This is a genomic window from Sphingomonas sp. Leaf230, from assembly GCF_001421745.1.
GTDB lineage: Bacteria > Pseudomonadota > Alphaproteobacteria > Sphingomonadales > Sphingomonadaceae > Sphingomonas.
In genome coordinates this window covers 257967-281424 of the sequence record NZ_LMKW01000011.1, presented here as the reverse complement: position 1 = coordinate 281424, position 23458 = coordinate 257967, and the positions used below count along the sequence as shown (strand labels likewise).

The following is a 23458-nucleotide window of genomic DNA, read 5'->3' as shown; positions in this document are numbered from 1 at the left end:
CGAGCCTTACTTTGCGGGTGCGAACGAGAACAGCTCGGTCTTGAGCGACGCGGGCGCATCAGGCTTGAACCAGTTGGTGTCCTGGATGTGGCTGGCGGTGACGTAGATGCGGCCGTCCGCGCCTTCCGAGAACGTGTCGGGCCAGCGCAGGCGGGCGTCGGTCAGCACCGGCTCGACATGATCGCCGACCAGCCGGGTGATGCCGTTGTTCACCGGCGACGTCAGGTAGAGCGTGCCCGCCTTGCTCATCCACAGGCCGTCGGCGACGTGCGTCTGCGCGACCGTCTTCACGCCCGCGGCCCGCGTCGCCTCGCTGACGCCGTCACGCAGCAGGGCTGTGTCGATCGAGTAGAGCGTCTTGCCGGTGAGCGCTTGGTAATACAGCGTCTTGCCGTCGTTGGAGATCGCGATGCCGTCCGCGGCGAAGGCGGGCTGGCGACCGTCGGGGCGGACGAGCGGCTTGCCGTCGGTCATCACCTTCACGGTCTTGTCGATCTGCGTCGAGCCGTGGCCGTCGAGCGCGCGGAAGCCCTTGCCGGTTTCGAGATCGATGACGATGATCGCGCCGCGCGTCCCGGAATCGGTGATGTAGCCGGTCTTGCCATCGGGCGAGAAGCGGATGTCATTGAGGTAGGTGCCCTGAAGCGCGACATCGAGCGGCACCTTGATGACCTTTGTCACGCGGTTGGTGGCGAGGTCGACCTTGACCAGCTTGGGTGCGCCTTCGAGGATCTTTTCGTTACCGGGCGCGCCGGGATCGAGCACCCACAGGTTGCCGTGGCCGTCGGGCACGATCGACTGCACGCAGACGAAGTAATCGCCGACCGGCATTTCCGCGGACTTCGCGTTGCGCCAGCTGTTCCACTTGGCGTCCGGATAGGCCTTGAGCGAGCCGTCCTTCATCACTTCGGCGACCGAGATCGGCGCGTCGTCGGTCCAGCGCGGGAAGTTGACGAAGCGGCGGCCGTCGGCGGTGACGGCGACGCCGGTCGCCTGGTGATCGAACTGCGCGACCTGGGTAAGCGGGCGACCGCTGGTCTGCGATGCGGTCTGCGCACTGGCGACGCCGATCGCCGCGGCGGCGACGACGGCGATCGCGGCAGCGCCGGCGAGGAAGGGCTTGGTCTTGGACATAATGAGGCTCCGGTCGGTGGTGTCGGACAGGTCGGCGGGATTGCCGGTGAAAAGCTGGATGAGATGGCGCGCGACCGCGTCGGGGGCTTCGCGCTGGATGAAATGACCGACGCCGTTGAGCGTCACGAACGCGAACGGGCCGGTGAACTTGGCGGGTACCGAGGTGCTCGCCGATGGCGGGTTCACGCCGTCGACCGCACCCTGGAAATACATCGTCGGCAAGGAGAGCGTCTTGGTCGCCTTCACCTTGTCCTCGAGCCACTGGCTGCGCGGATCGGGCTCGGCCTCGTTCCAGCGCGCGCGATAGCTGTGAAGCGTGACGTCGGCCCAGTCGGGGTTCTCGAACGATCGTGCGACACGGGCGAAGGTCGCCTCGTCGAACCAGCCGGGGGGCGACCAGTTGACCCAGTGGATGTGCGCGAAGCCCTTGTGGTCGTCGCGAACGGCCTGCGCACCGCGCGCGGTGGCCATGAACCAGTGATACCATTGGCGCTGCGCCTGCTCGAACGGCGGCGTCGGCATGCCGCCGAGACGGGGCGGGGTGGCGAGCATCGCCATCCGCTCGACGCGGTCTGGCCAGCCGACTGCGAGCGCCTCCGCGGTATTCGAGCCCCAGTCGTGCCCGGCGACCATGAATGTCTCAATACCGAGCCCATCCATCAGTGCGATCATGTCCATTGCCAGGATTGCGCTGTTGCCGGTGCGCGGTGCATTCCCGACGAACCGAGTTTCGCCGAAGCCGCGCAAGGTCGGCACGATGGTCCGCAATCCGGCCGCATTGAGCGCTGGGACGACGTCATCCCAGGTCGATGCGTCGTCGGGCCAGCCGTGGATCAGCAGGACCGGCGCGCCGTCGGGCGGCCCGGTATCGGCATAGGTGATTGCGAGATCGTCGGTGGTCTGGATCGGCATGATGGTCCTCGTCGGATCGGGGCGTCGGGCTCGCGGTGGAAGCGGGCGACGCGAAGGGTCCTGGTACCAAAACAGTCTCGGAAGGCTGCTGTTCCGGCGGCTAAGCCAATGATTCGCAATGATGATCGGGCGGCGCAACGTGGTGGGCCGAATTGCGATCCACGCGTTGTGGACGGCAGAACTTCAGGAGCACGACGATGGATTCACGACGTATGGCCGGCGCGGTCGCAGGTGGCCTGGTGGCCGGGCTGGGCATCACCGCGCTGTTGATGGCAGGCGAGCGCAAGACTGGCGAACCGTCCGAGATCGTCACGCTCGAACGCAAGACGGCGGAGAAACTGGGCATCGACACGCCGGCCGCGGATGCCCTGCCGTCGTCGCGCGAGCAGGCGGTCACGCAGGGCGGTCACCTGTTGCTGTCTGCGGCGGCGGGTGCGGTCTATGCCGCGACCGTCGACGAAGAAGCGTCGGTCGTCGGCTCGGGCCTGGTGTTCGGCGCGGCGTTCTATGCGGCGATGCACTGGATCACAGGGCCGTTGCTCGGCGTGAAGCCACCCGAGTGGCAGGCCGATGCGAAGACGATCGGCATGCACAGCGTGAACCATGCGGTGTTCGGGCTGGTCACGGCGCTGGGCGCGAAGCTCGCGACCCGGCGCTGAAGAGAAGTCTCGTCAAGACGTGACGGTGTGCCCGTGCGGCACACCGTTCACGCGCCATCGTCAGCCTGCCGCGTCGACCTGCGGCAGGTATGCGGCATACCCGTTGGCTTCCATCTCGGCGCGCGGGACGAACCGCAGCGACGCCGAGTTGATGCAGTAGCGCAGGCCGCCCTTGTCCTGCGGGCCATCCTCGAACACGTGGCCGAGGTGGCTGTCGGCACCCGCCGAACGGATCTCGGTGCGGACCATGCCGTGGCTGCGATCGTGCAGTTCGGCGACGTGCTCGGGCATGATCGGCTTGGTGAAGCTCGGCCAGCCGCAATGCGAATCGAACTTGTCGGCGGACGCGAACAGTGGCTCGCCCGAGACGATATCAACGTAGAGGCCGGGCTCGCGCGTGTTGAGATATTCGCCGGTGCCCGGCCGCTCGGTGCCGCTCTGCTGCGTGACGTGGAACTGCTCGGGCGTGAGCTTGGCGATCGCCTCGTCGGTTTTCTTATAGTCGGTCATGGTGATCCTCTCGCGCTCAGGAGAGCGCCGGTTGGCCGTTCGAGGCGGACAGGCCGCCGTCGACCGGCAGGTTGACCCCAGTTATATAGTGCGCGTCGGCGCTAGCCAAAAACGCGATGGCGCCGGCGATGTCTTCGGGCTGTGCTCCGCGTGCCATTGGGATGCGCTCCTCGAACTTCGCGATCAGGTCGGGCTGGTCCTTCATACCGGCTGTCAGCGCGGTGTAGGTCAGCGAGGGGTTCACCGCGTTGACGCGGACGCCGTGCTTCGCCTCGTCCATCGCGAGCGCGCGCGTGAAGTTGGTCACCGCACCCTTGGCGGCGCAGTAGAAGCTGTGGTTCCAGTCGCCGCCGAGGCCCGACACCGACGAGACGTTGACGATGCATCCCTTGTTCGCGCGCAGCGTGGCAATCGCGGCGCGGCTCATGTGGACGACGCCGTAGAGGTCGGTTTCGATGACCTTGGTGAATTCGGAAAGGTCGCCTTCGTCGAGCTTGCCGAGATGGTCGACGCCGGCATCGTTGACCAGCACGTCGATGCGACCGAACTTATCGATCGCGCGGGCGACGAGCGCCTCGCAGGCGGCCATGTCGGAGACGTCGGTTTCGAGCGTTTCGACGGTCGTGCCGTCGAGGCTGGCGGCGACCTTCGCGAGACCGTCCGTGTCCTTGTCGCCGAGTACGAGCGTCGCGCCCTCCGCGGCGAAACGACGCGCGGCGCCTTCGCCGATGCCGGAGGCGGCACCGGTGATCACTATGATCTTACCATCGAATCTCATCGATCTGTGTCCTGAAGCTTTGGGAGATACCGCGATGAACGACCGACATGCGTTCAGGTTTCCCTGTCGAATCAAGGGGATCGGCGGCGGACCCCGGCTGGTCCCGCGTGCGTTAATGCGATTGAACCTGCTTTTCCGGAGATCATCATGCTCGCATCCTTCCTGATGGGCCTCGTCGGTGGCCAGCGCGCGATGACGCCGCTCGCCGCGGTCGCCATCGCCGCCGCTCGCGACGAACTGCCCGCCGACAATGGTGCGCCGAAGCTGCTGTCGCATCCCATCGTCGCGGCGGGTGCGCTGGCGCTCGCGATCGGCGAGATGGCAGGGGACAAGCAGAAGACCGCGCCCGACCGGATCGTCGCGATCGGCCTGGCCGCGCGGTTCGTCACGTCGGCTATCGCGGGCGCGTCGCTCGTCCCGCGGCGGCAGCGGTGGATCGGTGCAGCGGTCGGCGGACTGACGGCGGTGGCCGCGTCCTATCCGGGCTGGCGTGCGCGGATGGCGGCGATGTCGCAGTACGGCCAGACGCCGACGGGTTTCGTCGAGGATGCGGTGGTTCTTGGCGGCGCGGCGGCGATTGCGCGCAACGCGGCGAAGCTTGGCGCGGCCTGACGCCGGACGTGTATTCCGGGCGGGCCGAAAAGCTGCCATGCGGCGGCGATGATCCGTATCTCGCTCTCTACGCTTGCCTTCGTATTGATTTCGTCCGGGGGTGCGTTCGCGCAGACGACTGTCGCGCCTAGCGACCAGCAGGCTGACATCGTCGTCACCGGGCGCGGGCTGGCCGATGCGCCCGGCGATCGTGCGTACGACGTCGTCACTATCGATCGTGCGCGGATACAGGCGAATGCGAGCAATCGGCTGGAGAGCGTGCTGGCCGACGTCGCGGGGCTCCAGCAGTTTCGTCGGTCGGACTCACGCAGCGCCAACCCGACCAGCCAGGGGATTTCGCTGCGCGGGATCGGCGGCAATGCCTCCAGTCGCGCGCTGCTGATCTTCGACGGCGTGCCGCAGGCGGATCCGTTCGGCGGCTGGGTCGCGTTTCCGGCGTATGCGACGGGGCGGCTCGGGCGCATTCGCGTGACGCGCGGCGGCGGGAGCGGGTATCAGGGGCCGGGGGCGTTGGCGGGGACGGTCGAGCTCGAGAGCGCGACGCCGGACCAGGCGGCGCCTTTCCAGGGCAGTGTCGCGTATGGCAGCCGGGATTCGGTCGATGCACAGGGCTCTGCGGCACTGGTGCACGGGTCTGGGTTTGCGACCTTGTCCGGAGCCTATGCGCGCGGGGACGGCTTCACGCCGACCGTCGAGGAAAGCCGGGGAATCGTCGATCGCGCCGCGCCGTACGAGCAGGCGTCGGGCGCGCTGCGGACCGTCGTCGGGATCGGCTCGAAGACCGAATTGCAGATGAATGCGAGCGCGTTCACCGATCGGCGCGACCGGGGGAGCGACTTTACCGACAACAAGAGCGAAGGCGCGGACGCGAGCGTCCGGCTCATCGGGCGCGGGCGCTGGGGGTATTCGGCGCTGGCGTATCTGCAGACGCGCGCGTTCGCGAGCAGCTTCAACAGCATCAATGCCGCGCGGTCGACCGCGATCCAGTCGTTGAATCAGTATAATACGCCCGCGACCGGGCTTGGCGGACGGATCGAGATTGCGCCGCCGCTGGGCGAGAGCATCACGCTGCGTCTGGGCGCGGATGTTCGCGAGGTCAGCGGCAAGACGCAAGAGCTGTATACGTTCGTCAATACCGTGCCGACGCGGCGGCGCGAGGCTGGCGGGAGCACGACGACGACCGGCGTGTTCGCGGATGGGAGCCTGGTCGCGGGCGACTTCACGTTCAGCCTGGGTGGCCGGGTCGACTGGTGGTCGATCGACGGTGGCTATCTGTCCGAGCGGCCGCTGGCGGGTGGCGCGGCGTTGACCAACCTCCGGTATGCGGATCGCGACGGCAGCGAGACGACCGGCCGGGCAGGCGTTGCGTACCAGCCGGTCGAGGCGATCACGCTGCGCGCGGCCGGGTATCGCGGGTGGCGGTTGCCGACGCTCAACGAACTGTATCGCCCGTTCCGTGTCGGCAACGATGCGACCGCGGCGAACGCGCTGTTGGCGCCGGAGCGGCTGACCGGTGTCGAGGGCGGGGTGACGCTGACGCCTGCGCCGGGGATGAGCATCGCCGCGACGTATTTCTACAACCGGCTGAAGGATGCGGTGGCGAACGTCACGACGACCAACCCGCCGCAGGTGTTGCCGGGGGTGACGACCTACCGCGTTCGCCAGAACCTCGACGCGATCCGCGCGCATGGGTTCGAGCTGGATGCGTCGTATCGACCGGGGCCGTTTGGCGCGCAGGCATCTTGGTCGCACACGAATTCGAAGGTCGAGGGTTCGGGGATCACCGCCGCGCTGGACGGCTTGCGACCGGCGCAGACGCCGCGCGACCAGGTGTCGGGGACGGTAGACTGGCGGCGCGATGCGACTGCGCTGTCGCTGACGGTGCGGCATATCGGGCGGCAGTTCGATGACGACCAGAATACGCGGGTGCTCGATCCGGCGACGACGCTGGACGGGTATGCGGCGCTGCCGATCATGCGCTCGCTGGTTGCGGAGGTGCGCGGGGAGAATCTGTTCGACGAGCGCGTCGAGGCGGGGATCAGCGGTGCGAACATCGTCGAGCGCGCGACGCCACGGACGATCTGGGTCGGGCTGCGCTACGGGGGGCGGTGATATCCTCCCTGCCAGGGAAACGAAGACAGCATGTTTCCCCGCGAAGGCGGGGACTAGACTGGCCTCCCGCCTTCGCGGGAGAACATTTTGGGCGAGCACTGCCATTCATTAAAGCCACCACCCCGGCGAAGGCCGGGGCCCAATTGGAAAGGTGGCAATAACGAGCCACCGCGCTCCGTTATCGACGTCTCCCAATTGGGCCCCGGCCTTCGCCGGGGTGGTGGGATGGACCATGAGCCTGCTGACTCAGCGCCACTCCGTCCGGCGGGGAGGATGAATAGGCGCCGCGTTGACCCGTGTCTGGCGCGCGACTAATGTCGCCTACGTGAAGGGTTCCCGGCGACGGGATCAAAAGGGAAGTCGGTGCGCGGATATGTCCGCAAGACCGGCGCTGTACCCGCAACTGTGACCGGATAGCGGCCACCCCGAATATGCCACTGGGTCTCGACCTGGGAAGGCGGGGTGGGCGCGGCGACCCGGAAGCCAGGAGACCTGCCTCTCACGGTCGATCCACTGCGCGGGCGGGTGTCCGGCGCGGACGAGTGCTCCGGTCATGCCGGGTTTCCTCGAGCGAGAGACGTCTGGCCGCCCGGCGAATGGTCGCTGGCGGTTCTGGTTAGGACGCAGCCGATGACGAAATTCTTCCTTCTCCTGAGTGCCGCGGCGATCGCATCGCCCGCCTATGCGCAGGACATTCCCGACCCCGACGCCCCCGAAATCGTCGTCACCGCGACCCGTGCAGCGCAACCGCTGAGCGAGATCGGCCAAGCCGTGACCGTGATCGACCGCGCCGAGATCGAGCGCCGGCAGACCACCATCGTCTCCGACCTGCTCGCGACCACGCCCGGCGTCACGGTCACGCGCAACGGCACGGTCGGCGCGCTGACCAGCGTCCGCATCCGCGGTGCCGAGGCGGACCAGACGCTCGTCGTGATCGATGGCGTGCGCGTCAACGATCCGTCGTCGACCGGCGGCGGCTTCAATTTCGGCAATCTCCTGTCGAGCTCGGTCGAGCGGATCGAGATCCTGCGCGGCCCGAACTCGGTGCCTTGGGGCAGCCAGGCGATCGGCGGCGTCGTCAACATCATCACCGCCGCGCCAACCGAAGGCGTGCAGGCGCGCGCCAACGCCGAGTACGGCTATGCCGACAGCGTGTTCGCGAGCGCGGGCGTGTCGGGCAAATCGGGTCCTGTGTCCGGATCGCTGACCGGCGGATATCTGCGCACCGACGGTATCTCGTCCGCGGCGAGCGGCACGGAGCGCGACGGCTATCGCCAATATGGCGCGACCGGGCGGGTCGGCGTCGAGTTCGCGCCGGGCATCGGCCTCGACCTGCGCGGCTATTTCGCTGACAGCCGCGTCGACATCGACGACGGTTTCGACCCGAAGACCTACGTGGTCGCCGACAGTCCCGCCTACGCCACCACCCAGGAGCTGTACGGTTATGCGGGGCTGTACGCGAACTTCGCGGACGGCCGGTTCAACAACCGCGTGGCGTTCACGATCGCCGATATCAACCGCGACAATTACTCGCAGCCCGGTGGGGACGTGACGTTTCTCGGCCGCGGCCGCAGCGAACGCTATGAATATCAGGGCGACTTCCGTCCGCTCGACCAAGTGCGCGTCGTCGCCGGCGTCGAGCGCGAGAACAGCCGCTTCAACGACGGCGTCACCTTCGCGCATACCGGCATCACCAGCGTCTATGGCCAGCTGATCGTCAAGCCGCTCGACGTCCTCACGGTCACCGGCGGCGTCCGCAACGACGACCACGACGATTTCGGCAGCCACACGACGTTCGGCGCCAACGCAGCGTTGGCATTGCGGACCGGCACCACCGTCCGCGCGAGCTATGGCGAGGGCTTCAAGGCACCGACCTTGTACCAGCTCTTCTCCGACTACGGGAACCGCGGCCTCGATCCGGAGACCGCGCGCAACTTCGATGTCGGCGTCGAGCAAGCCTTCCTCGGTAACCGCGGCCGCGTCGGGGTGACCTACTTCAATCGCCGCACGCGCAACCAGATCGACTTCCGCGATTGCAGCCCGACCGAGCTGACGACGCCCAGTTCGATCTGCGCCAATCGCCCGTTTGGCGTCTACGACAACGTCGCGCGTGCCGAAGCGGATGGCGTCGAGTTTACGCTCGCGCTGCGCCCGGTCGACGCGCTGAAACTGACCGCCAACTACAGCTATATCGATACCGAGAACCGCTCGATCGGGGACAATTTCGGCAATGATCTCGCGCGCCGGCCCAGGCACACCGCGAGCGTCGACGCCGATTACGGGTTCGCGTTCGGCCTCTCCGTCGGCGGCACCGTTACGATGGTCGGCGACAGCTTCGACGAGGCGAGCAATACCACACGTCTCGACGGCTATGCGCTGGCCGGCGTGCGTGCGGAACTGCCGATCGGCGAGCGGTTCGCGGTCTATGGCCGCGTCGATAACCTGACCGACTCGCGGTACGAAACGATCGCAGGCTACGGTAATTACGGCCGCGCGGCCTATGGCGGCGTGCGGTTGCGCCTGAAGTGAGGCGCGCGGCGATTCTCCTTGCGCTCCTGCTTGGGGGCTGCGGCAAGCCCCCAGGTGTCGCCGCGAGCGGAGGCGGGGGGATCGTCTCGACCAATCCGTGCGTGGATTCGGTGCTCGTCCGCATCCTGCCGCCCGCAAGGATCGCCGCGATCAGCCATTATTCGCAGGATCCCTCCGCGACCTCGATCCCGATCGCCGTCGCGAGGCGGTTCCGCGGGATCGCCGGGACCGCGGAGGAGGTGATCGCGCTGCACCCCGATCTGGTCATCGCCAGCACCTACACGCCGCCCGCGACTCAGGCGGCCTACGCGCGCGCCGGACTGAAGACGCTGCTGGTCGGCATTCCCGACTCGATCGCGGAGAGCCAGGCGCAGGTGACGCAGATCGCCGACGCTGCCGGAGCGCCGATGGGCGGCGCGCGGATCAATGCCGAGATCGACCGCGCAGTGGTACGCTGGAGCCGCAAGGATGGCGCTTCGCCGAGCGCGTTGCTCTATATCAGCGGCGATCTCGCGACCGGGGGGAGCACGTTGCTGAACGACATGATGACGCGTGTCGGCTTTCGCAACGCCGCCGCGAGCTACGGCCTGACGCATACCGGCACGCTGTCCGCCGAGACGATCGTGACGCAGCCGCCCGCCGTCGTGATCGCCCCTGAACGCGCCAGCCGTGGCACGACACTGCGCCGCCGCCTGCTGCCGAACACGCCGCAAGCCGTCTTCCCGCGCGTCCTGATCAATTGCGGCGGCCCGACCATTCCACCGGCGCTCGAACGCCTCGCCGCCATTCGGGCGGGGCTGTGATGCGGCGACTATACCAGAACCACCCCGGCGGCGGCCGGGGGCCAATTGGAATGGCGGAAGTAACGGAGTGCCGCGCGCCGTCACGACCGTCCCCCAGTTGGGCCCCGGCCTCCGCCGGGGTGGTGGCGGTGGTCGGCATGGGCGAGGAGGCGTTTCGATGACCCGCACGCTCAAAGTTATCGTGCTCGTCCTGCTTGTGATTCTCCTATTCGGCCTGTCGCTCGGCTGCGGCAAGGTCTGGGTGCCGGCCTCTGCCTGGTTCTCGACCGACCCGCGCTGGTGGATCATTCTCGAGCTACGTCTGCCACGTGCGGTGCTTGGGCTAGCGCTCGGCGCCACGCTCGGGCTGTCGGGTGCGGTGCTGCAGGGCTATCTCCGCAACCCGCTCGCCGACCCGGCAGTCGTTGGCGTGTCGTCGGTCGCAGCGCTCGCGGCAGTAGCGGCGATCGTGTTCGGGCTCGGCTCGAGCCCCGCGATCTTCGCCGCCGCGATGCTGGGCGCAGGCGGTGCGGTCGCGCTGCTCGCCGCGCTGACATGGCGGTCGCCGAGCGCGATCACCTTCATCCTCGCGGGCACGGTGCTCTCGAGCCTTGCCGGCGCGCTGACTGCGTTCCTGATCTCGATCGCGCCGAACCCCTATGCGGTCGCCGAGGTGATCGACTGGATCATGGGCGCGTTGACCGATCGCGGCTGGGACGACGTGACGCTCGCGCTCCCGCCGATGGTCGTCGGCGCCGTGCTGCTGATGCTCACCGGCCGCAGTCTCGACGCGCTGTCGCTCGGCGAGACTGCGGCGCGCTCGCTAGGCATACGGATGGGTCGCGTCCGGTTGCTGGTGGTGCTCGGCACCGGCCTAGTGGTTGGCGCAGGCGTCGCGGTGACCGGCGTGATCGGCTTCGTCGGGCTGGTCGTACCGCACCTCCTGCGGCCGATCTTCGGCCACCGCCCGAGCGCCTTGCTACTCCCCTCCGCACTCGGTGGAGCGGCGCTCGTGCTCGCTGCCGACAGCCTCGTCCGCCTCGCACCCGGCGCTGGCGAAGTACGGCTCGGCGTCGCGATGGCGATGATCGGCGCGCCGTTCTTCCTCGGATTGCTGGTCAAGGAACGGGGCCGCGCATGGATCTGATTATCGACACACTGCGCGTGAAGCTCGGCAAACGTACCGTCCTCCACGACGTCTCCGCGCATCTCCGCCCCGGCCGAGTCACCGCGATCCTCGGCCCCAACGGCGCCGGCAAGAGCACGGTTGTCAAGGCGGCTGCCGCGCTCGTCGACCGCAGCACCGGCAGCGTCCGCCTCGATGCGCAGGACGTCGCCAGTATGGACCCGCGCGCCCGCGCACGCGCGATCGGCTATCTCCCGCAGGACGCAACGGTCCACTGGAACATCGTTGCGCGCGATGTCGTCGCGCTCGGCCGCCTTCCGCACCTCGGCGCCCATGCTGCCCCGTCGCCCGAAGACCGCGACGCCGTCGACCGCGCGATGCACGACACCGAGACCACGCACCTCGCCGATCGCCCGGTCGGCGAACTCTCCGGCGGCGAGCGCGCGCGCGTCCTGCTTGCGCGCGTGCTGGCGGGCGAGCCGCGCTGGCTGCTCGCCGACGAACCGCTCGCGAGCCTCGACCCGTCGCACCAGATCGACCTGCTCGCCCGCCTGCGAGGCTATGCGCTCGGCGGGGCAGGGGTGGCGATCGTCCTCCATGACCTCGTCCAGGCACAGCGCGCGGCCGACGACGCGCTGCTGCTCGCCGATGGCCGCGTCGTCGCGTTCGGTCCCGTGGCCCAGGTGATGACCGCGGAAACGCTCGGCGATGTATTCGGAGTCCGGGTGGCCGGGTTGGACGACGGCAACGGCTGCCTGCTCGTGCCGGTCGGACGCATCGAGGCGGCATAGACGGTCGACGCGCCGCGCCCGCGGCACTATCCCACGCCGGGTGATCGATATTCATGCCCCCCTCCGCCTGCGCCTAGACGGCGACGCTCTCGTCCAGAACTGGCGCACGCTCGACCGCATGAGCGGCACCGCAGCGTGCGGCGCCGCGGTGAAGGCGAACGGCTACGGTCTCGGTGCGATCGAAGTCGCGAGCCGCCTGGCACACGCAGGGTGCCGCGACTTCTTCGTCTCGAACTGGCAGGAAGCCGCCGAACTCGCGCCGCTGGGCCTGACGGTTTCCGTCCTCCACGGCGTCCGCGCGGAAGACATGCCCGCCGCAGCCGCCAGCTTCGCCCGCCCGGTCCTCAACACCCCGACACAAGTTGCGCGCTGGAAGGCAGCCGGGGGCGGCGTGTGCGACGTCATGGTCGACACCGGCATGAACCGCCTCGGCGTGTCGGCGGACGACGTCGCAAGCGGCCTACTCGACGGGCTCCAGATCGAAACGCTGATGAGCCACCTGGCCTGCGCTGACGAGGATTCGCTGATGAACGCGGAACAGCGCGACCGGTTTGCGGCGTTGGTCGGTAGGACGATGGCTAAACGCATGAGCTTGGCAAACTCGGGGGGAGTCGCGCTTGGCGAGCGATATGCGTTCGACCTGACACGGCCCGGCCTTGCTCTGTATGGCGGCATCCCCCGGCCCGAACTGGGCGATCTGATCCGACAAGTGGTCAGGCCCGAAGCGCAGATACTACAACGGCGTCGCGTCTCCAGGGGTGGGAGCGTCGGTTACAATGCGCAGTGGTATGCGGCTGTCGATACCGAGGTGGGAATCGTCAACCTCGGCTATGCGGACGGCTATTGGCGGGGTTTTTCCAATATCGGAACAGCGTCGTCCGTTGCGGGCAACGATTTGCCGGTTCTGGGCCGCGTTTCGATGGACCTGGTGGCGATCGCCCTGGCGGGGGACGAGATCGAGGGGGACTGGGTGTCGTTCGACTATCGACTTCCTGCGGCGGCGGCGGCGTCAGGCATGAGCCAGTACGAGTTGCTGACAGGGCTGGGCGGCCGGTTCGTGCGGATGTGGAATTGAGCGATCATGCCGCGTTTTCGGGGCCGGTCCAGACACTGAACGGTCGCGCGCGAATCCAGCGTGTTGCGAGCCACTTGACCCCGGCGGTGACCGGTTCTCCCGCATGTTGCGTCGCCGGATCGATCGAGCCATCCGCGCGAACATTGTCGAAGATGATCGCATCGCCGGTGCGTGGCGTCACCCTGAGTGCGTTGTTCACGAAATAGGTCGCGCCGCCAGCAAAGCCTTCGTTCAGATAGACCAGGACAGTCCGGATGCGCTGGTTGCTCGTGACCGGCAATGCATCGACATGCGGTCGGAACTGCTGGCCGGGTTGGTAGCGTAATATCGACAGCGCTTCGCCTTGCCGCCAGTCTGTCCCGGTGACGGCCGCAAGGCGTCGGTTCAGCGCCTGGACGACCAGCGTCTCGCGGGTCGGGCCGATGACGGCGCCATCGGACGTGCGGACCGGGTTGGCGACGTTACGCCCGGTCCGCGGATCGGCGACCGTCGCGGGTTGAAGCATATCGGCCGCGCACTGGGCGATATGGAGGCACTCCTCCTGCGTGAATAGCCGGGCGATATGCCGAACGTCGGGGTTCTCGCCGATCCTCTGCGCGCGTGGTGGATCGATTGGCGCACCGTCTTTGGTTAGCGTCATTGCATCAAGCAGGGTCAGTTGGTCGGCGGCGACCTGATCGGTTCCCGCCGCCGCGTCGAGCAAAGCGCGGGCGCCGGCCCAATCCGCTGGGGCGCCACTGCCGTTCGCAGTCAGTGCGATCTCGACGAGCGCCGCTTCTGGATTGCCCAGCGACGTCGCCTGTCGAAGCAGGACGCGCGCGCCGGGCAAATCGCGCGGGATGGGAGTACCCGCGAGCTTCCACGTCGCATGCCGGAACAGCGCATCGATGTTGCCCGAATGGCCAGCCTGCTCGATCAGCATCACGGCGTCGCGAACGCGGCCTGCGGCGAGCAGGCGATCGGCTTGCGCAACGGGATCGTGGATCATTCGTCACCCATAAAAAAAAGGGGGCCGGTGGAAACCACCGACCCCACAATATCGCACGTCTGGTTCGTTTGGAACCGGATCAGAAGCGTGCGCGGACGCCCGCATAGAAGTTACGCCCACGGATGTCGTAGATCGAGCTGCCGGCGCCGGTGCCGGAACTGCCGAGCGGCGGCAGCTTGTTCAGAACGTTGTCGACACCGAAGTAGAACTGGAAGTCATCGCCGGCACCGCCCTGGTTCGACAGGTTCCAGGTGAACCGTACGTCGTTGTAGAAGACGTTCGGGTACTTGCGGATATCCGAGTAATCCGCGTTGACTGGTGGACAACCGGCAGGCGTGCATGCCGATTGCAGCGCGTTGAAGTCTTCGTACGCGTTCACCCACATCGGCCCAATATAGCGGAGCCGATAACCGAAGCTGACCGCACCTACGCTAAGGTCGGTGTCGAAGCGGACTTCGTCGACCGGATCGCCGAGTTCGCCGAGCAACCTGTTCTCGAATGACGGGATTGCCGGGTTCTCGAAGTTGCTGCTTTCAAGGCCATGGACATAGATCACACTCGAGTTGATCCGGACGTCGTTGGCAATTTCCGCACGGTAGCCGACGTTGACGTCGATGCCGCGACGGACGCGCTTGGCAAAGTTTACGCCTGCCGACACCAGCGAGTTGCCGAGGATCTGACCCGGCTGCTCACCGAACGATCCGGTGCCTGGCCCACGGAAGCGCGTGAAGAGCGAGCAGAAGATGTTGCTGGTCGTAGCCTGGTCATAGCAGTTGTTAGCGATCGTCTGTGCCGTCAGCGAGACGATGACGTTGTTCACCTTGATGTCATAATAATCGACGCTCAGCGACAGGCCGGGCACGGCACGCGGGGTAAACACGCCGCCCAGAGTGAGCGACTTAGAGGTCTCGGCATCCAGGTTCGGATTGCTGCCGCTGATGATGTTCAGCGAATATGAGACGTTTGGCAGTCCTGCGAGCAAGCCGGCACCGAGGTCGGCGAGGCAGTTGCCCGCACGATTGGGGTTGTTGGCGATGTTGCCCGACGCGCAAGGATCGAGGAAGCCCGGTGCGAAGTTGGGCACTGCCGGGAAGCCGGTTTCCGACACGTTCGGTGCACGAACCGACTTGCCGTAGTTCGCACGGAAGCGGATGTCGGGGATCGGAGCCCATTCTCCGCCAAAGTTGTAAGTATAGACCGTGCCGACGGAGCCCTTGTAGTCGGACACGCGCCCTGCACCGTTGAACGTCAGTTCGTGGAAGAACGGCATGTTCTTCAACAGCGGAATGCGGATTTCGCCGAACGCTTCCTTCACCTCGAACGCAGGCGGGTCGAACTCGCCGATGATGACCGCATTGGTCGCGCCGCTCTCGACGAACGGATCGTTCTGGTAACGTGCACGCTCCTTGCGATATTCGCCACCGAGCGAGAAGCCGATCGGACCACCCGGCAGTTCGAACAGCTGGCTCAGATCGCCTCCGACAAAGCCCTGGATATCGAGCTGCGACAGGCTTGCCTTGTGGCGGGCGTTGTAGCGGAAGTAGTTCGCCGCTGCCGAGTTGTCCGCGCCACCGAACGGGTTGTAGGGAACGCACGCCGCGATGTCGCTGGCGAGACGCGCGTCGCTGCCGGCGAACGGCACCGCGGAAGCCGCATCGAACTGTGCGCGGCACTGGATCTGGCCGTTTGCCGGGTTACGGCCTGCGTCGAGCGACAGCAGGAAGCGCTGCTTGTCGAGATAGCCGAACGTCGTCGTGTCTTCCTTGAACTTGCCGTAGTTGCCCGAGATTTCGTAGTTCCAGTCGTCGTTGAAGTTGCCGCGTACGCCACCGACGATCCGGTAGGTGTCACGACGGAACTTCTCGTCGCGAATTCCGGAGTCGGCAAGGACACGCGAGTCCACGAAGCGATAGGTTCCAGCTGCGATTGCCGCGCGATCCGCTGCGTTCAGAGGGCCGCCGATACCTTGACCGCCGAACGTCGAGCGGCTTCCCGTCGGCGAGCAGGCGGCCGTCAGGCTGGTGTTGCAGCCTGACGCTAGGATTGCATTGGCAAGCGTTGCGCGGTCAGCCGGATTGAGGAACGGGTTGTCGAGGCGAACGCGCTCGCGCAGATCCAACTGGCTAAAAGTCCCCTGGATGAACGACGGTCCAGCGTTGGATCCGACCGCATCGACACGATTCCACTTGGCTTCGATAAAGGGCACGAATGCATCGCTGACCTTGAAGTGGCCAAGGAGGTTGAAGTTCAACCGCTGCTGGTACGGCAGCACCGACAAAAGTTGACCTTCTCGACCGGTCTGGCCGTTGCCGCCGAGAATGCCGCCGATGATACCTTGGCCGTAACGGGTGCCGGTCTGGGGCGTGAGGCGTCCGTCCTGCGAGAAGACGTAGGTGCAGTTATACGCCGTGCCACCCGTTGTGCCGGGCGCCCCGTTGGTGGAGCCGATCCCCGTACCGCAACCGGGGTTGGTCGACAGCTGCGTGATCGGGACCAGACCATAGCGGTTAATGGCGGCGCTACGGATGTCGCGGAGGAAGATACGATCTGGGAAACCGTCGCTGCCGTTGGGCAGGCCTGCAGGATCAACATCGACGATGCCAAGTCCGTCAACGCGGCGGAACGAGGGAATGTCCGATCCGAAAACACGCTCCTGATGCGAGTATTCACCGTGCAGCGTCAAATTGCCACGGCCATCGGCGAAGTTCTTGCCGACCATCGCCGACACGTACTGATTGCCGCCGAAGCCCTTTTCGGAAACGCCAGCCTGGCCGCGGATCTGCGCGCCGTCGTAGCTGTCGCGCAGCACGAAGTTGACGACACCGGCGATCGCGTCAGAGCCGTAGACCGACGATTGAGCACCGGTAACGATGTCGACCCGCTCGATCAGGTCGTTCGGAATTGAACTGACGTCGGGCGAAACCGCGTTGTTAAGGATATCGGCTGGAACGTGACGACGGCCATTGACCAACACCAGTGTACGCGACGTGCCGAGTCCACGAAGATCGAGCAGGCTGAGACCGGCGATGCCGATGCCCGAGCCGGGATTCTGCTGCGAGAACGTGCTGCGCAGCTGCGGCAGATCGTTCAGCGTGTCACCCACGTTGGTGTTGCCGCGCTGGAAGAAGACGTCGCCAGCGATCGAGGTGATCGGGACGGCCGAGTCTAGGTTAGGGCGACGAATGCGTGAGCCCGTAACGGTGATTTCACCATTTTTGGCTTCTTGGCCGTCTGCGCTCTCCAGCGTCGTGCCGTCCGGGCAAGGCGACCCCGGGGTTGGCGTGCAAGCCTGAGAATTAGCACCGTCGGGCACTCCTCCGGCCGTCGCGGGTGCGACCTGCGCGGATGCCGCGGACGGCAGGATGACAGCTCCGGCCGCAAGGATCGTCGCAGATAGGAAATCACGTGCTCTAGACAATTAATGTCCCCCATTTTCCGGCACTTTTGCCGTTATGGGTGACATACAGCCCGCATAGCAGCGAACTGGCAAGCCTGTGTTCAGGTTGAGATGAGCTCACCTGTACGTTTGCAACCGGATGTGACAAAATCGTCACAATTTGTCACACCCGGTAGCGCTATCGATACAAAGTTACGGGATTTTGGGGTCTTACCGCTCGATACACATGGCGATCCCCATGCCGCCGCCGATGCAAAGCGTGGCGAGTCCCTTCTTCGAATCGCGCTTCTGCATCTCGTAGATCAGCGTCGTCAGGACGCGGGCGCCGCTGGCGCCGATCGGGTGGCCGATCGCGATGGCGCCGCCGTTGACGTTGACCTTCGATGCGTCCCAGCCGAGTTCCTTGCCGACCGACAGTGCCTGGGCGGCGAAGGCTTCGTTAGCTTCGATCAGGTCGAGGTCGGCTAGCGTCCAGCCGGCCTTCTCCAGCGCGCGCCTTGTGGCGGGGACGGGGCCGATGCCCATGATCGACGGGTCGACGCCGGCCGAGGCCCAGCTCTTGATCGTCGCGAGGATGGTCGAGCCGCGGCGTTCGGCTTCGTCGCGGCGCATCATCACGAGCGCGGCGGCGCCGTCGTTGAGGCCGCTGGCGTTGGCGGCGGTGACGGTGCCGTCCTTCTTGAACGCCGGCTTCACACCGGAGACGCTCTCGATCGTCGCGCCGGCGCGGATGTACTCGTCGTCGGCTACCACGGTGTCGCCCTTGCGGCCCTTGATCGTGACGGGCGCGATCTCGTCCTTGAAACGGCCTGATCCGCGTGCGGCCTCGGCCTTGTTCTGCGACGCGACCGAGAAGGCGTCCTGCTCGCCGCGCGTGACCTGGTATTGCTCGGCGAGGTTCTCGGCGGTGATGCCCATGTGATAGCCGTTGAAGACGTCGGTCAGGCCGTCGCTGACCATCGTGTCGACGAGGCTGAGATTGCCCATCTTCTGGCCGCCGCGGATCGATTGGGCGTGCGCGGAGAGCGACATCGATTCCTGGCCGCCCGCGACGACGATGGTCGCGTCGCCGGTCTGGATCGCCTGTGCGGCGAGTGCGACCGCGCGGAGGCCCGAGCCGCAGACTTGGTTGACGCCCCAGGCGGGGATTTCCTTGGGCACGCCGGCCGCCATCGAGGCCTGGCGGGCGGGGTTCTGGCCCTGGGCTGCGGTGAGGACCTGGCCGAGGATCACTTCGGAGACGTCTTCGCCGGCCACACCCGCCTGTTCGAGCGCGGCTTCGATCGCGATGCGACCGAGTTCGTGCGCGGGTACGCTCGCGAACGCGCCGAGGAAGCTGCCGACGGGGGTGCGCTTGGCGGCGGTGATGACGACGTCGTGGGGGTTCAGGTCGGTCATGTCGGGATCCTCTATGGTTGGACCCCATGTAGGTCAGCCGAGCGCGGCGATCCAGTTGGCGAGCGGTTCCCAAAGGCGCGCGCGTGCAGAGCGGCCGACGATCATGCCGACATGGCCTGCGCCAAGATCGCGGCGGTCGGCGAGGCCGATCGCGGTGGCGGCGGGGACGATGCGGTCGCTGAGCGATACGAACTCGACCGTGGGGCAGGCTAGTGTGAGCGGGGCGACCGGGGTGCCAGCGATCTCCCAGCGGCCCTTGCCGGGCAGGTCGTTGGCGATGCAGTCCTCGAACAGCGAGGCGGCGGCGGCGTAGGGTAGGGGCGCGCCGGCGTTGGCCCAGTCCTCGAGCCGGACGAATGCGCGGGCCGCGTCGCTGTCTGGGGCGAGATCGGCGAAGGCTTCGTATTTGGCGATCGTGCGTGTCGGGTCGAGTTGCCAGAAGCCGGCCTGGAGCACTTCCATCGGGAGGAGGCCGAGCATCGCGGCGGCGGGCTGGACCGCGGCCCAGGTCGCGGCGAGCGTGGGACGGCCTTCGCCATAACCAGCAAAGTGCCACGGGGCGGCGATCGTCGCGACACCGGCGGTGGGCGTGATCGCAGCGGCGCCCAGTGCGAGCGTACCGCCGAGGCAATAGCCGACCAGTACCGGCGGCTCGGGGAGTGCCTGGAGCAGCGGGACGAGCAACCGCTCGACATGCGCCGCCAGATCGAGGTCGCGGTCCGCGTCGCCGGGCGATCCCCAGTCGACCAGCCAAACGTGGAATCCTTGCTTGGCGATCCATTGCACCAGCGAAGACTCGGGCGAATGATCGAGGATGTCAGGCGGGTTTATCAACGATGGTACGAACACGACGGGACGCCCTTCGCCCCCATAGTCGCGCAGCGCGACCCGGCCGGCGCGGTGGATCGCAGGCCGCGGAACAGGGCGTTCCTCTCGCGGTGCGCCCTGATAAGCGCGCAATCCCGCTAGCGCGCGGGCCATGCGTTCCGGCGATGCTGCAGTCTCGTTGCGCAGCACGGAAAGGAACAAGGGTAAGGGCCTCGGACCTTGTTGCGGTGCGTCATCAAAGACTGTAGCCTCCGTTTCAAACATAAGACGGGGGATCCATGAAGAAGCAAAAGGCTGCCGACGGAATCGTCATCATCAAGAAGTACGCCAACAGGCGGCTCTATAACACCGAGTCGTCATCCTACATCACGCTCGATCATCTCGCGACGATGACTCGCGAGGGACGCGACTTCAAGGTGGTCGATGCGAAGACCGACGAGGACATCACGCACAACGTCCTCACGCAGATCATCATGGAGGAGGAGAGCCGCGGCGAGACGATGATGCCGGTGAACTTCCTGCGCCAGCTAATCTCCATGTACGGCGATTCGATGCAGACGATGGTGCCCGGCTATCTGGAGGCGTCGATGGACAGCTTCCGTCGCAACCACGACCAGTTCAAGTCCGCGGTCGAAGGCGCGTTCGCGAACTCGCCCTTCGCCGACATCGCCAAGCGCAACCTCGAGATGTTCGACGCCGCAACACAGGCGATGACGCCGCCCGCACCTGCGCCTGCACCCGCCGCCAGCAAGGACGACGAGATTGCGGCGCTGCGCAACGAACTCGCCAAGTTGCAGGAAAAGGTCGAGAAGCTCGGCTGAACGCTTGGACTGATGGGGGCGCCGGTGTTGTGGAGTGCAAGCGGCGGACTGGCCGTGCTGGCCGTTGTGGCGGGGCTTGGCGAACGCAGACGGCGCCGTCGGCGCGACCCGGATTCGGTGGGCTGGGTCGACTGGCCGACCGTCCAGATGCTGGCGCTGATCGGACTCGCGGTGACGATCGGCCTCGCGTTCAAGACCTGAGGTAACCGCGCCTCGTCAACGGGCAGCGTCGGTGCGCAGTCGATAGACGCTCTGCGGCAACCCGCCGATCTTCACCGAGCCGACCAGTCGATACCGCGTGGCGATCGCGCGCAGTACGAGCGCCTGGGTCGCGAGGTTCGTGGTGGGCTTGGGCGCGCGTACGACGATCACGCCGGGCCGGGCTGCGAGCAACCGCGCGACTTCCACGACCGGATCGATCCCCGTGCCGTGCGATTCGGCCGCCTGGCCCAGATGACTCCGGAAGATATACGGCGTCGGCAGGCAGGACCGGGTCAGGAAATAGAGGATCGGTTCGCTGCCATAGGCGAACATGCAGCCGCGGGGTTGCTGGCCGATCATCTGGACAAGTTCCGCGATCTGGCGCGCATTGCCGCGCCGTCCGATGCGGACGCTGGTCATGATTGTCGCCGCGAGCGCGCCGAACACCAGTACGGCGGCAAGGCGGACCATGGTCGTGCGGACGGTCGGGCTGCTCAGCCCCGTGCCGGCCGCGACCGACAGCGGCAGCGCGAGGGGCAGCAGATAGAGCAGCTCGAACGTGTGCATGATGAGGATCGCGATCACCGCTGCCGCGAGCCATCCGAGCGCGAAGCTTCCCGCCCGACGGCCACGCCACGCAAGCCAGGCGAGCGGCAGGCTCATGCCCACGCCGCCCAGCAGCTTCAGCAGGTTGGAGCTGAGCGTATCGTCGTCCTGCTGACCGAAGATCGACAGGAAATTGGCGAAGACGAAGGCGTCGCCGTGGCCGGCCGCGGCATAGACTGCCCAGGCAAGCGCGGTCGGGAACAGCGCTGCGCCGATCCACAATCCGGCATCGGCCGCCAGGCGACCGATAGACCGCCCCTCGCGATACGCGGCCCACACCAGCGTCAGGCCGAAGAATATCCCCTCGAACATGGCGGTGTACTTGATCTGCATCGCCAGGCCGATCAGCAGCATCGCACCGGCACCGCGCAAGGAGATATGCCGGTGGCCGCGCGTCGTATCGAGCACCAGCAGCGCGGCGGCCGCCATCAAGGCATTGCCCCATATTGCCGACTGCCCGCCCGCACCGTCGAACACGATGATCCACACGAGATAGATCAGCGCCGCGCCGACGCTCGCCACCGGGTTCGCATCATCGGAAGACAGGCGGCTGACGATCCGCGCGACCAGGAATGCCGTGGCGGTGGCGACGAGCGTCGCGGCAAGCTGGTACATCAGCACGCCATCGCCGCCGACGCTGCGGATGGCGGCGAAGATCAGGAACAGGCCGACCGGCTTGCGATCGAAGATGTCGACGAATGGCCATGCGCCGTGCAGCAGGCGATCGCCGACCAGCAGGTAGAATTGCTCGTCGCTATGGATCACCGGATTGCCGAAGAACGGACTACGGAGCGCGAAGGCGACGAGGAGCAGCAGAATTGCCTGCCCCGATCGGTGACGCAGGCTAAACATGGGCAGTCCTAATAAAAATGCGTCAATTCGAGCTTGCGTATGGTGCCGTCGCACAGTCCGAGCGTCACGACACGGCCGGGCATACCCGCCGTCCATGACGCGATCGGGCTCGTCGAATAGCCGCTGGTGACGGGTGTGCCGTCGATCGTGCAGATCAGGTCGCCGTCCTTCCAGCCCGATGCCGCCGCCGGGCCGCCACGCATCACGTGAAGGACTTTCAGTCGGTCCTTCTCGATGCCGATGAGCAGGCCACTGGTCGAACGCGGCGGCGGCAGGTCGGCCTTGGGACCTCGGCTGAGCACCATGCGCCGTGCGCCGGGATCGAGCAGGACGCGGTAATTCTGGAGGAAGCCGGAGCCGATCCGCCCGGCGGTGCCGATCGCCTGCGAGAAGCCGCCGGCCGGCTCGATCCGGACCTCGGCCTCGCGTGCGATCATCTCGCCGACGCGAATCTCGGGAACGATCGCAAGGCCGCTGACCGCCGGGCCGGCGAGCCCGAACGCGATCGCGCTGGTGGTGCGCAACGCCTTCAGGTCCGCCGCCTGCCATCCCGCCGCGGTGACGGTGATCGACGAGCCGTCGCCGGTATCGACCACGATCGGCGCGAGGCGCCGGCCGCCCAGCGTGAGCGCGCTTTCATACACGCTGCGTTCTGCGGAGACGCGCAGCGGTGCGCTCTCGCCCTTGAACGGCAGGCGGCCGGAGCGGAGCAGGCGGAAGCGCTTGGCGGCGTAATCGATGTCGAGCGCATGGCCGGCGAGCATGTCGGCACCGACCAGCAGGTCGACCGCGGACGCGCTGCCCGTGGCGATCGCGGGCAGATCGGCGACAGTCACGCCGCCGCCGGTCCGCGCGAGGCCCCCGAGCGCGACCGAGCGCGTCGGCATCCAGCCGAGTGCGACCGATCCGCCGATCGCGGTCGCGCTGCCACCCGCGACCAGCTTGGCGGGATCGACCGCGGAAGAGGCCTTGGCGAGCAGCGTGTAGCTGACGCCGGTGTCGAGGATCGCGGTCACGTCGCGGCCGTCGAGCTGCATCTTGAAGCGGATCTGGTTGCCGGGGGTGAGGTCGAACGCGATCCAGCGCGCTTCGGCGTCCGCCGCGAGATGGTAGACGCCGCGGTCGCGTGCGGCGGGGGAGGTCGCGGTTGCCGGAGCGGATTTCGAGGGCTCGCGCGCCGAGACGAAGAGGACCGCGATCAGCGGGACGAGAGTGAGCAGGGCACGACGCATGTGGCGCTGTCCCCTAGCGAGTCGGGGGACGGGTACAAGCGGGGGCTTCGCCGGGGCGGGGCGGAGACGGGGTGGATAGCGATGCGGCGTGCTTGCCTGCGAGACAGTATCCGCT

Annotated in this window: 19 protein-coding genes and 1 riboswitch; of the genes, 10 read left to right on the top strand and 9 right to left on the bottom strand. The window is 66.8% G+C overall.

Annotated features, from left to right (window positions below):
- Positions 1–6 precede the first annotated feature (6 nt).
- A complete protein-coding gene (locus ASE82_RS15515; RefSeq protein WP_056065223.1) occupies positions 7–2046 on the bottom strand; it encodes an L-dopachrome tautomerase-related protein in 2040 nt (679 codons plus the stop codon).
- Positions 2047–2243: 197 nt separating this feature from the next.
- Here ASE82_RS15515 and ASE82_RS15510 point away from each other — a divergent pair, with 197 nt between their 5' ends.
- Positions 2244–2705, top strand: coding sequence for a hypothetical protein (locus ASE82_RS15510; protein ID WP_156348922.1), 462 nt, complete (start codon positions 2244–2246; stop codon positions 2703–2705).
- A 60-nt stretch (positions 2706–2765) separates the two neighbouring features.
- Here the strand turns inward: ASE82_RS15510 and msrB are convergent, their stop codons facing one another.
- Together msrB and ASE82_RS15500 are read right to left on the bottom strand one after the other, a co-directional pair.
- Positions 2766–3215: a peptide-methionine (R)-S-oxide reductase MsrB gene (gene msrB / locus ASE82_RS15505; RefSeq protein ID WP_056065219.1), complete on the bottom strand. Its 450-nt coding sequence runs from the start codon at positions 3213–3215 to the stop codon at positions 2766–2768.
- Between the two features lie 16 nt (positions 3216–3231).
- Complete coding sequence (locus ASE82_RS15500; protein ID WP_056065217.1) at positions 3232–3993, bottom strand: SDR family NAD(P)-dependent oxidoreductase; 762 nt, start codon at positions 3991–3993, stop codon at positions 3232–3234.
- A gap of 147 nt (positions 3994–4140) precedes the next feature.
- Here ASE82_RS15500 and ASE82_RS15495 point away from each other — a divergent pair, with 147 nt between their 5' ends.
- The 7 genes from ASE82_RS15495 (at position 4141) to alr (ending at position 13020) form a co-directional block, all read left to right on the top strand.
- A complete protein-coding gene (locus tag ASE82_RS15495) occupies positions 4141–4605 on the top strand; it encodes a DUF4126 family protein (RefSeq protein WP_156348921.1) in 465 nt (154 codons plus the stop codon).
- A gap of 48 nt (positions 4606–4653) precedes the next feature.
- Complete coding sequence (locus tag ASE82_RS15490) at positions 4654–6717, top strand: TonB-dependent receptor (RefSeq protein WP_156348920.1); 2064 nt, start codon at positions 4654–4656, stop codon at positions 6715–6717.
- 313 nt (positions 6718–7030) lie between these two features.
- A riboswitch (cobalamin riboswitch) is annotated at positions 7031–7231 on the top strand.
- A gap of 116 nt (positions 7232–7347) precedes the next feature.
- A complete protein-coding gene (locus ASE82_RS15485) occupies positions 7348–9246 on the top strand; it encodes a TonB-dependent receptor plug domain-containing protein (protein ID WP_056065214.1) in 1899 nt (632 codons plus the stop codon).
- Positions 9243–10049: an ABC transporter substrate-binding protein gene (locus tag ASE82_RS15480; RefSeq protein ID WP_056065212.1), complete on the top strand. Its 807-nt coding sequence runs from the start codon at positions 9243–9245 to the stop codon at positions 10047–10049. The genes ASE82_RS15485 and ASE82_RS15480 overlap by 4 nt, the downstream gene beginning before the upstream one ends.
- 157 nt (positions 10050–10206) lie before the next feature.
- Positions 10207–11175, top strand: a complete 969-nt coding sequence (locus ASE82_RS15475) for a FecCD family ABC transporter permease (protein WP_056065210.1) — start codon at positions 10207–10209, stop codon at positions 11173–11175.
- On the top strand, positions 11166–11945 hold the full coding sequence (locus tag ASE82_RS15470) for an ABC transporter ATP-binding protein (RefSeq protein WP_056065208.1): 780 nt from the start codon (positions 11166–11168) through the stop codon (positions 11943–11945). The genes ASE82_RS15475 and ASE82_RS15470 overlap by 10 nt, the downstream gene beginning before the upstream one ends.
- A 49-nt stretch (positions 11946–11994) precedes the next feature.
- Positions 11995–13020: an alanine racemase gene (alr, locus tag ASE82_RS15465; protein WP_235524760.1), complete on the top strand. Its 1026-nt coding sequence runs from the start codon at positions 11995–11997 to the stop codon at positions 13018–13020.
- 4 nt (positions 13021–13024) lie between these two features.
- On the opposite strand, the gene ASE82_RS15460 is transcribed toward alr, so the two are convergent.
- The 4 genes from ASE82_RS15460 to ASE82_RS15445 all read right to left on the bottom strand — a co-directional run bounded on the left by ASE82_RS15460 (position 13025) and on the right by ASE82_RS15445 (position 19832).
- Positions 13025–14008 carry a 2OG-Fe(II) oxygenase gene (locus ASE82_RS15460; protein ID WP_056065204.1) on the bottom strand — a complete coding sequence of 328 codons (984 nt, stop codon included), beginning with the start codon at positions 14006–14008 and terminating at the stop codon, positions 13025–13027.
- A 79-nt stretch (positions 14009–14087) separates the two neighbouring features.
- Positions 14088–17321, bottom strand: coding sequence for a TonB-dependent receptor domain-containing protein (locus ASE82_RS15455; protein ID WP_443025116.1), 3234 nt, complete (start codon positions 17319–17321; stop codon positions 14088–14090).
- A 294-nt stretch (positions 17322–17615) separates the two neighbouring features.
- Positions 17616–18803 (bottom strand): acetyl-CoA C-acetyltransferase, encoded by a 1188-nt coding sequence (locus tag ASE82_RS15450; RefSeq protein ID WP_056065200.1) that lies wholly within the window; start codon positions 18801–18803, stop codon positions 17616–17618.
- A 33-nt stretch (positions 18804–18836) separates the two neighbouring features.
- On the bottom strand, positions 18837–19832 hold the full coding sequence (locus ASE82_RS15445; protein WP_235524746.1) for an alpha/beta fold hydrolase: 996 nt from the start codon (positions 19830–19832) through the stop codon (positions 18837–18839).
- A 77-nt stretch (positions 19833–19909) separates the two neighbouring features.
- Between ASE82_RS15445 and phaR the strand changes: the two genes are divergently transcribed.
- Both phaR and ASE82_RS15435 read left to right on the top strand, forming a co-directional pair.
- Complete coding sequence (gene phaR, locus ASE82_RS15440; RefSeq protein WP_056065197.1) at positions 19910–20452, top strand: polyhydroxyalkanoate synthesis repressor PhaR; 543 nt, start codon at positions 19910–19912, stop codon at positions 20450–20452.
- Between the two features lie 24 nt (positions 20453–20476).
- Positions 20477–20653 carry a hypothetical protein gene (locus tag ASE82_RS15435; RefSeq protein WP_235524745.1) on the top strand — a complete coding sequence of 59 codons (177 nt, stop codon included), beginning with the start codon at positions 20477–20479 and terminating at the stop codon, positions 20651–20653.
- A 15-nt stretch (positions 20654–20668) separates the two neighbouring features.
- Here the strand turns inward: ASE82_RS15435 and ASE82_RS15430 are convergent, their stop codons facing one another.
- Positions 20669–22111 (bottom strand): hypothetical protein, encoded by a 1443-nt coding sequence (locus ASE82_RS15430; protein ID WP_056065193.1) that lies wholly within the window; start codon positions 22109–22111, stop codon positions 20669–20671.
- A gap of 8 nt (positions 22112–22119) precedes the next feature.
- On the bottom strand, positions 22120–23343 hold the full coding sequence (locus ASE82_RS15425; protein ID WP_056065191.1) for a hypothetical protein: 1224 nt from the start codon (positions 23341–23343) through the stop codon (positions 22120–22122).
- Positions 23344–23458 lie beyond the last annotated feature (115 nt).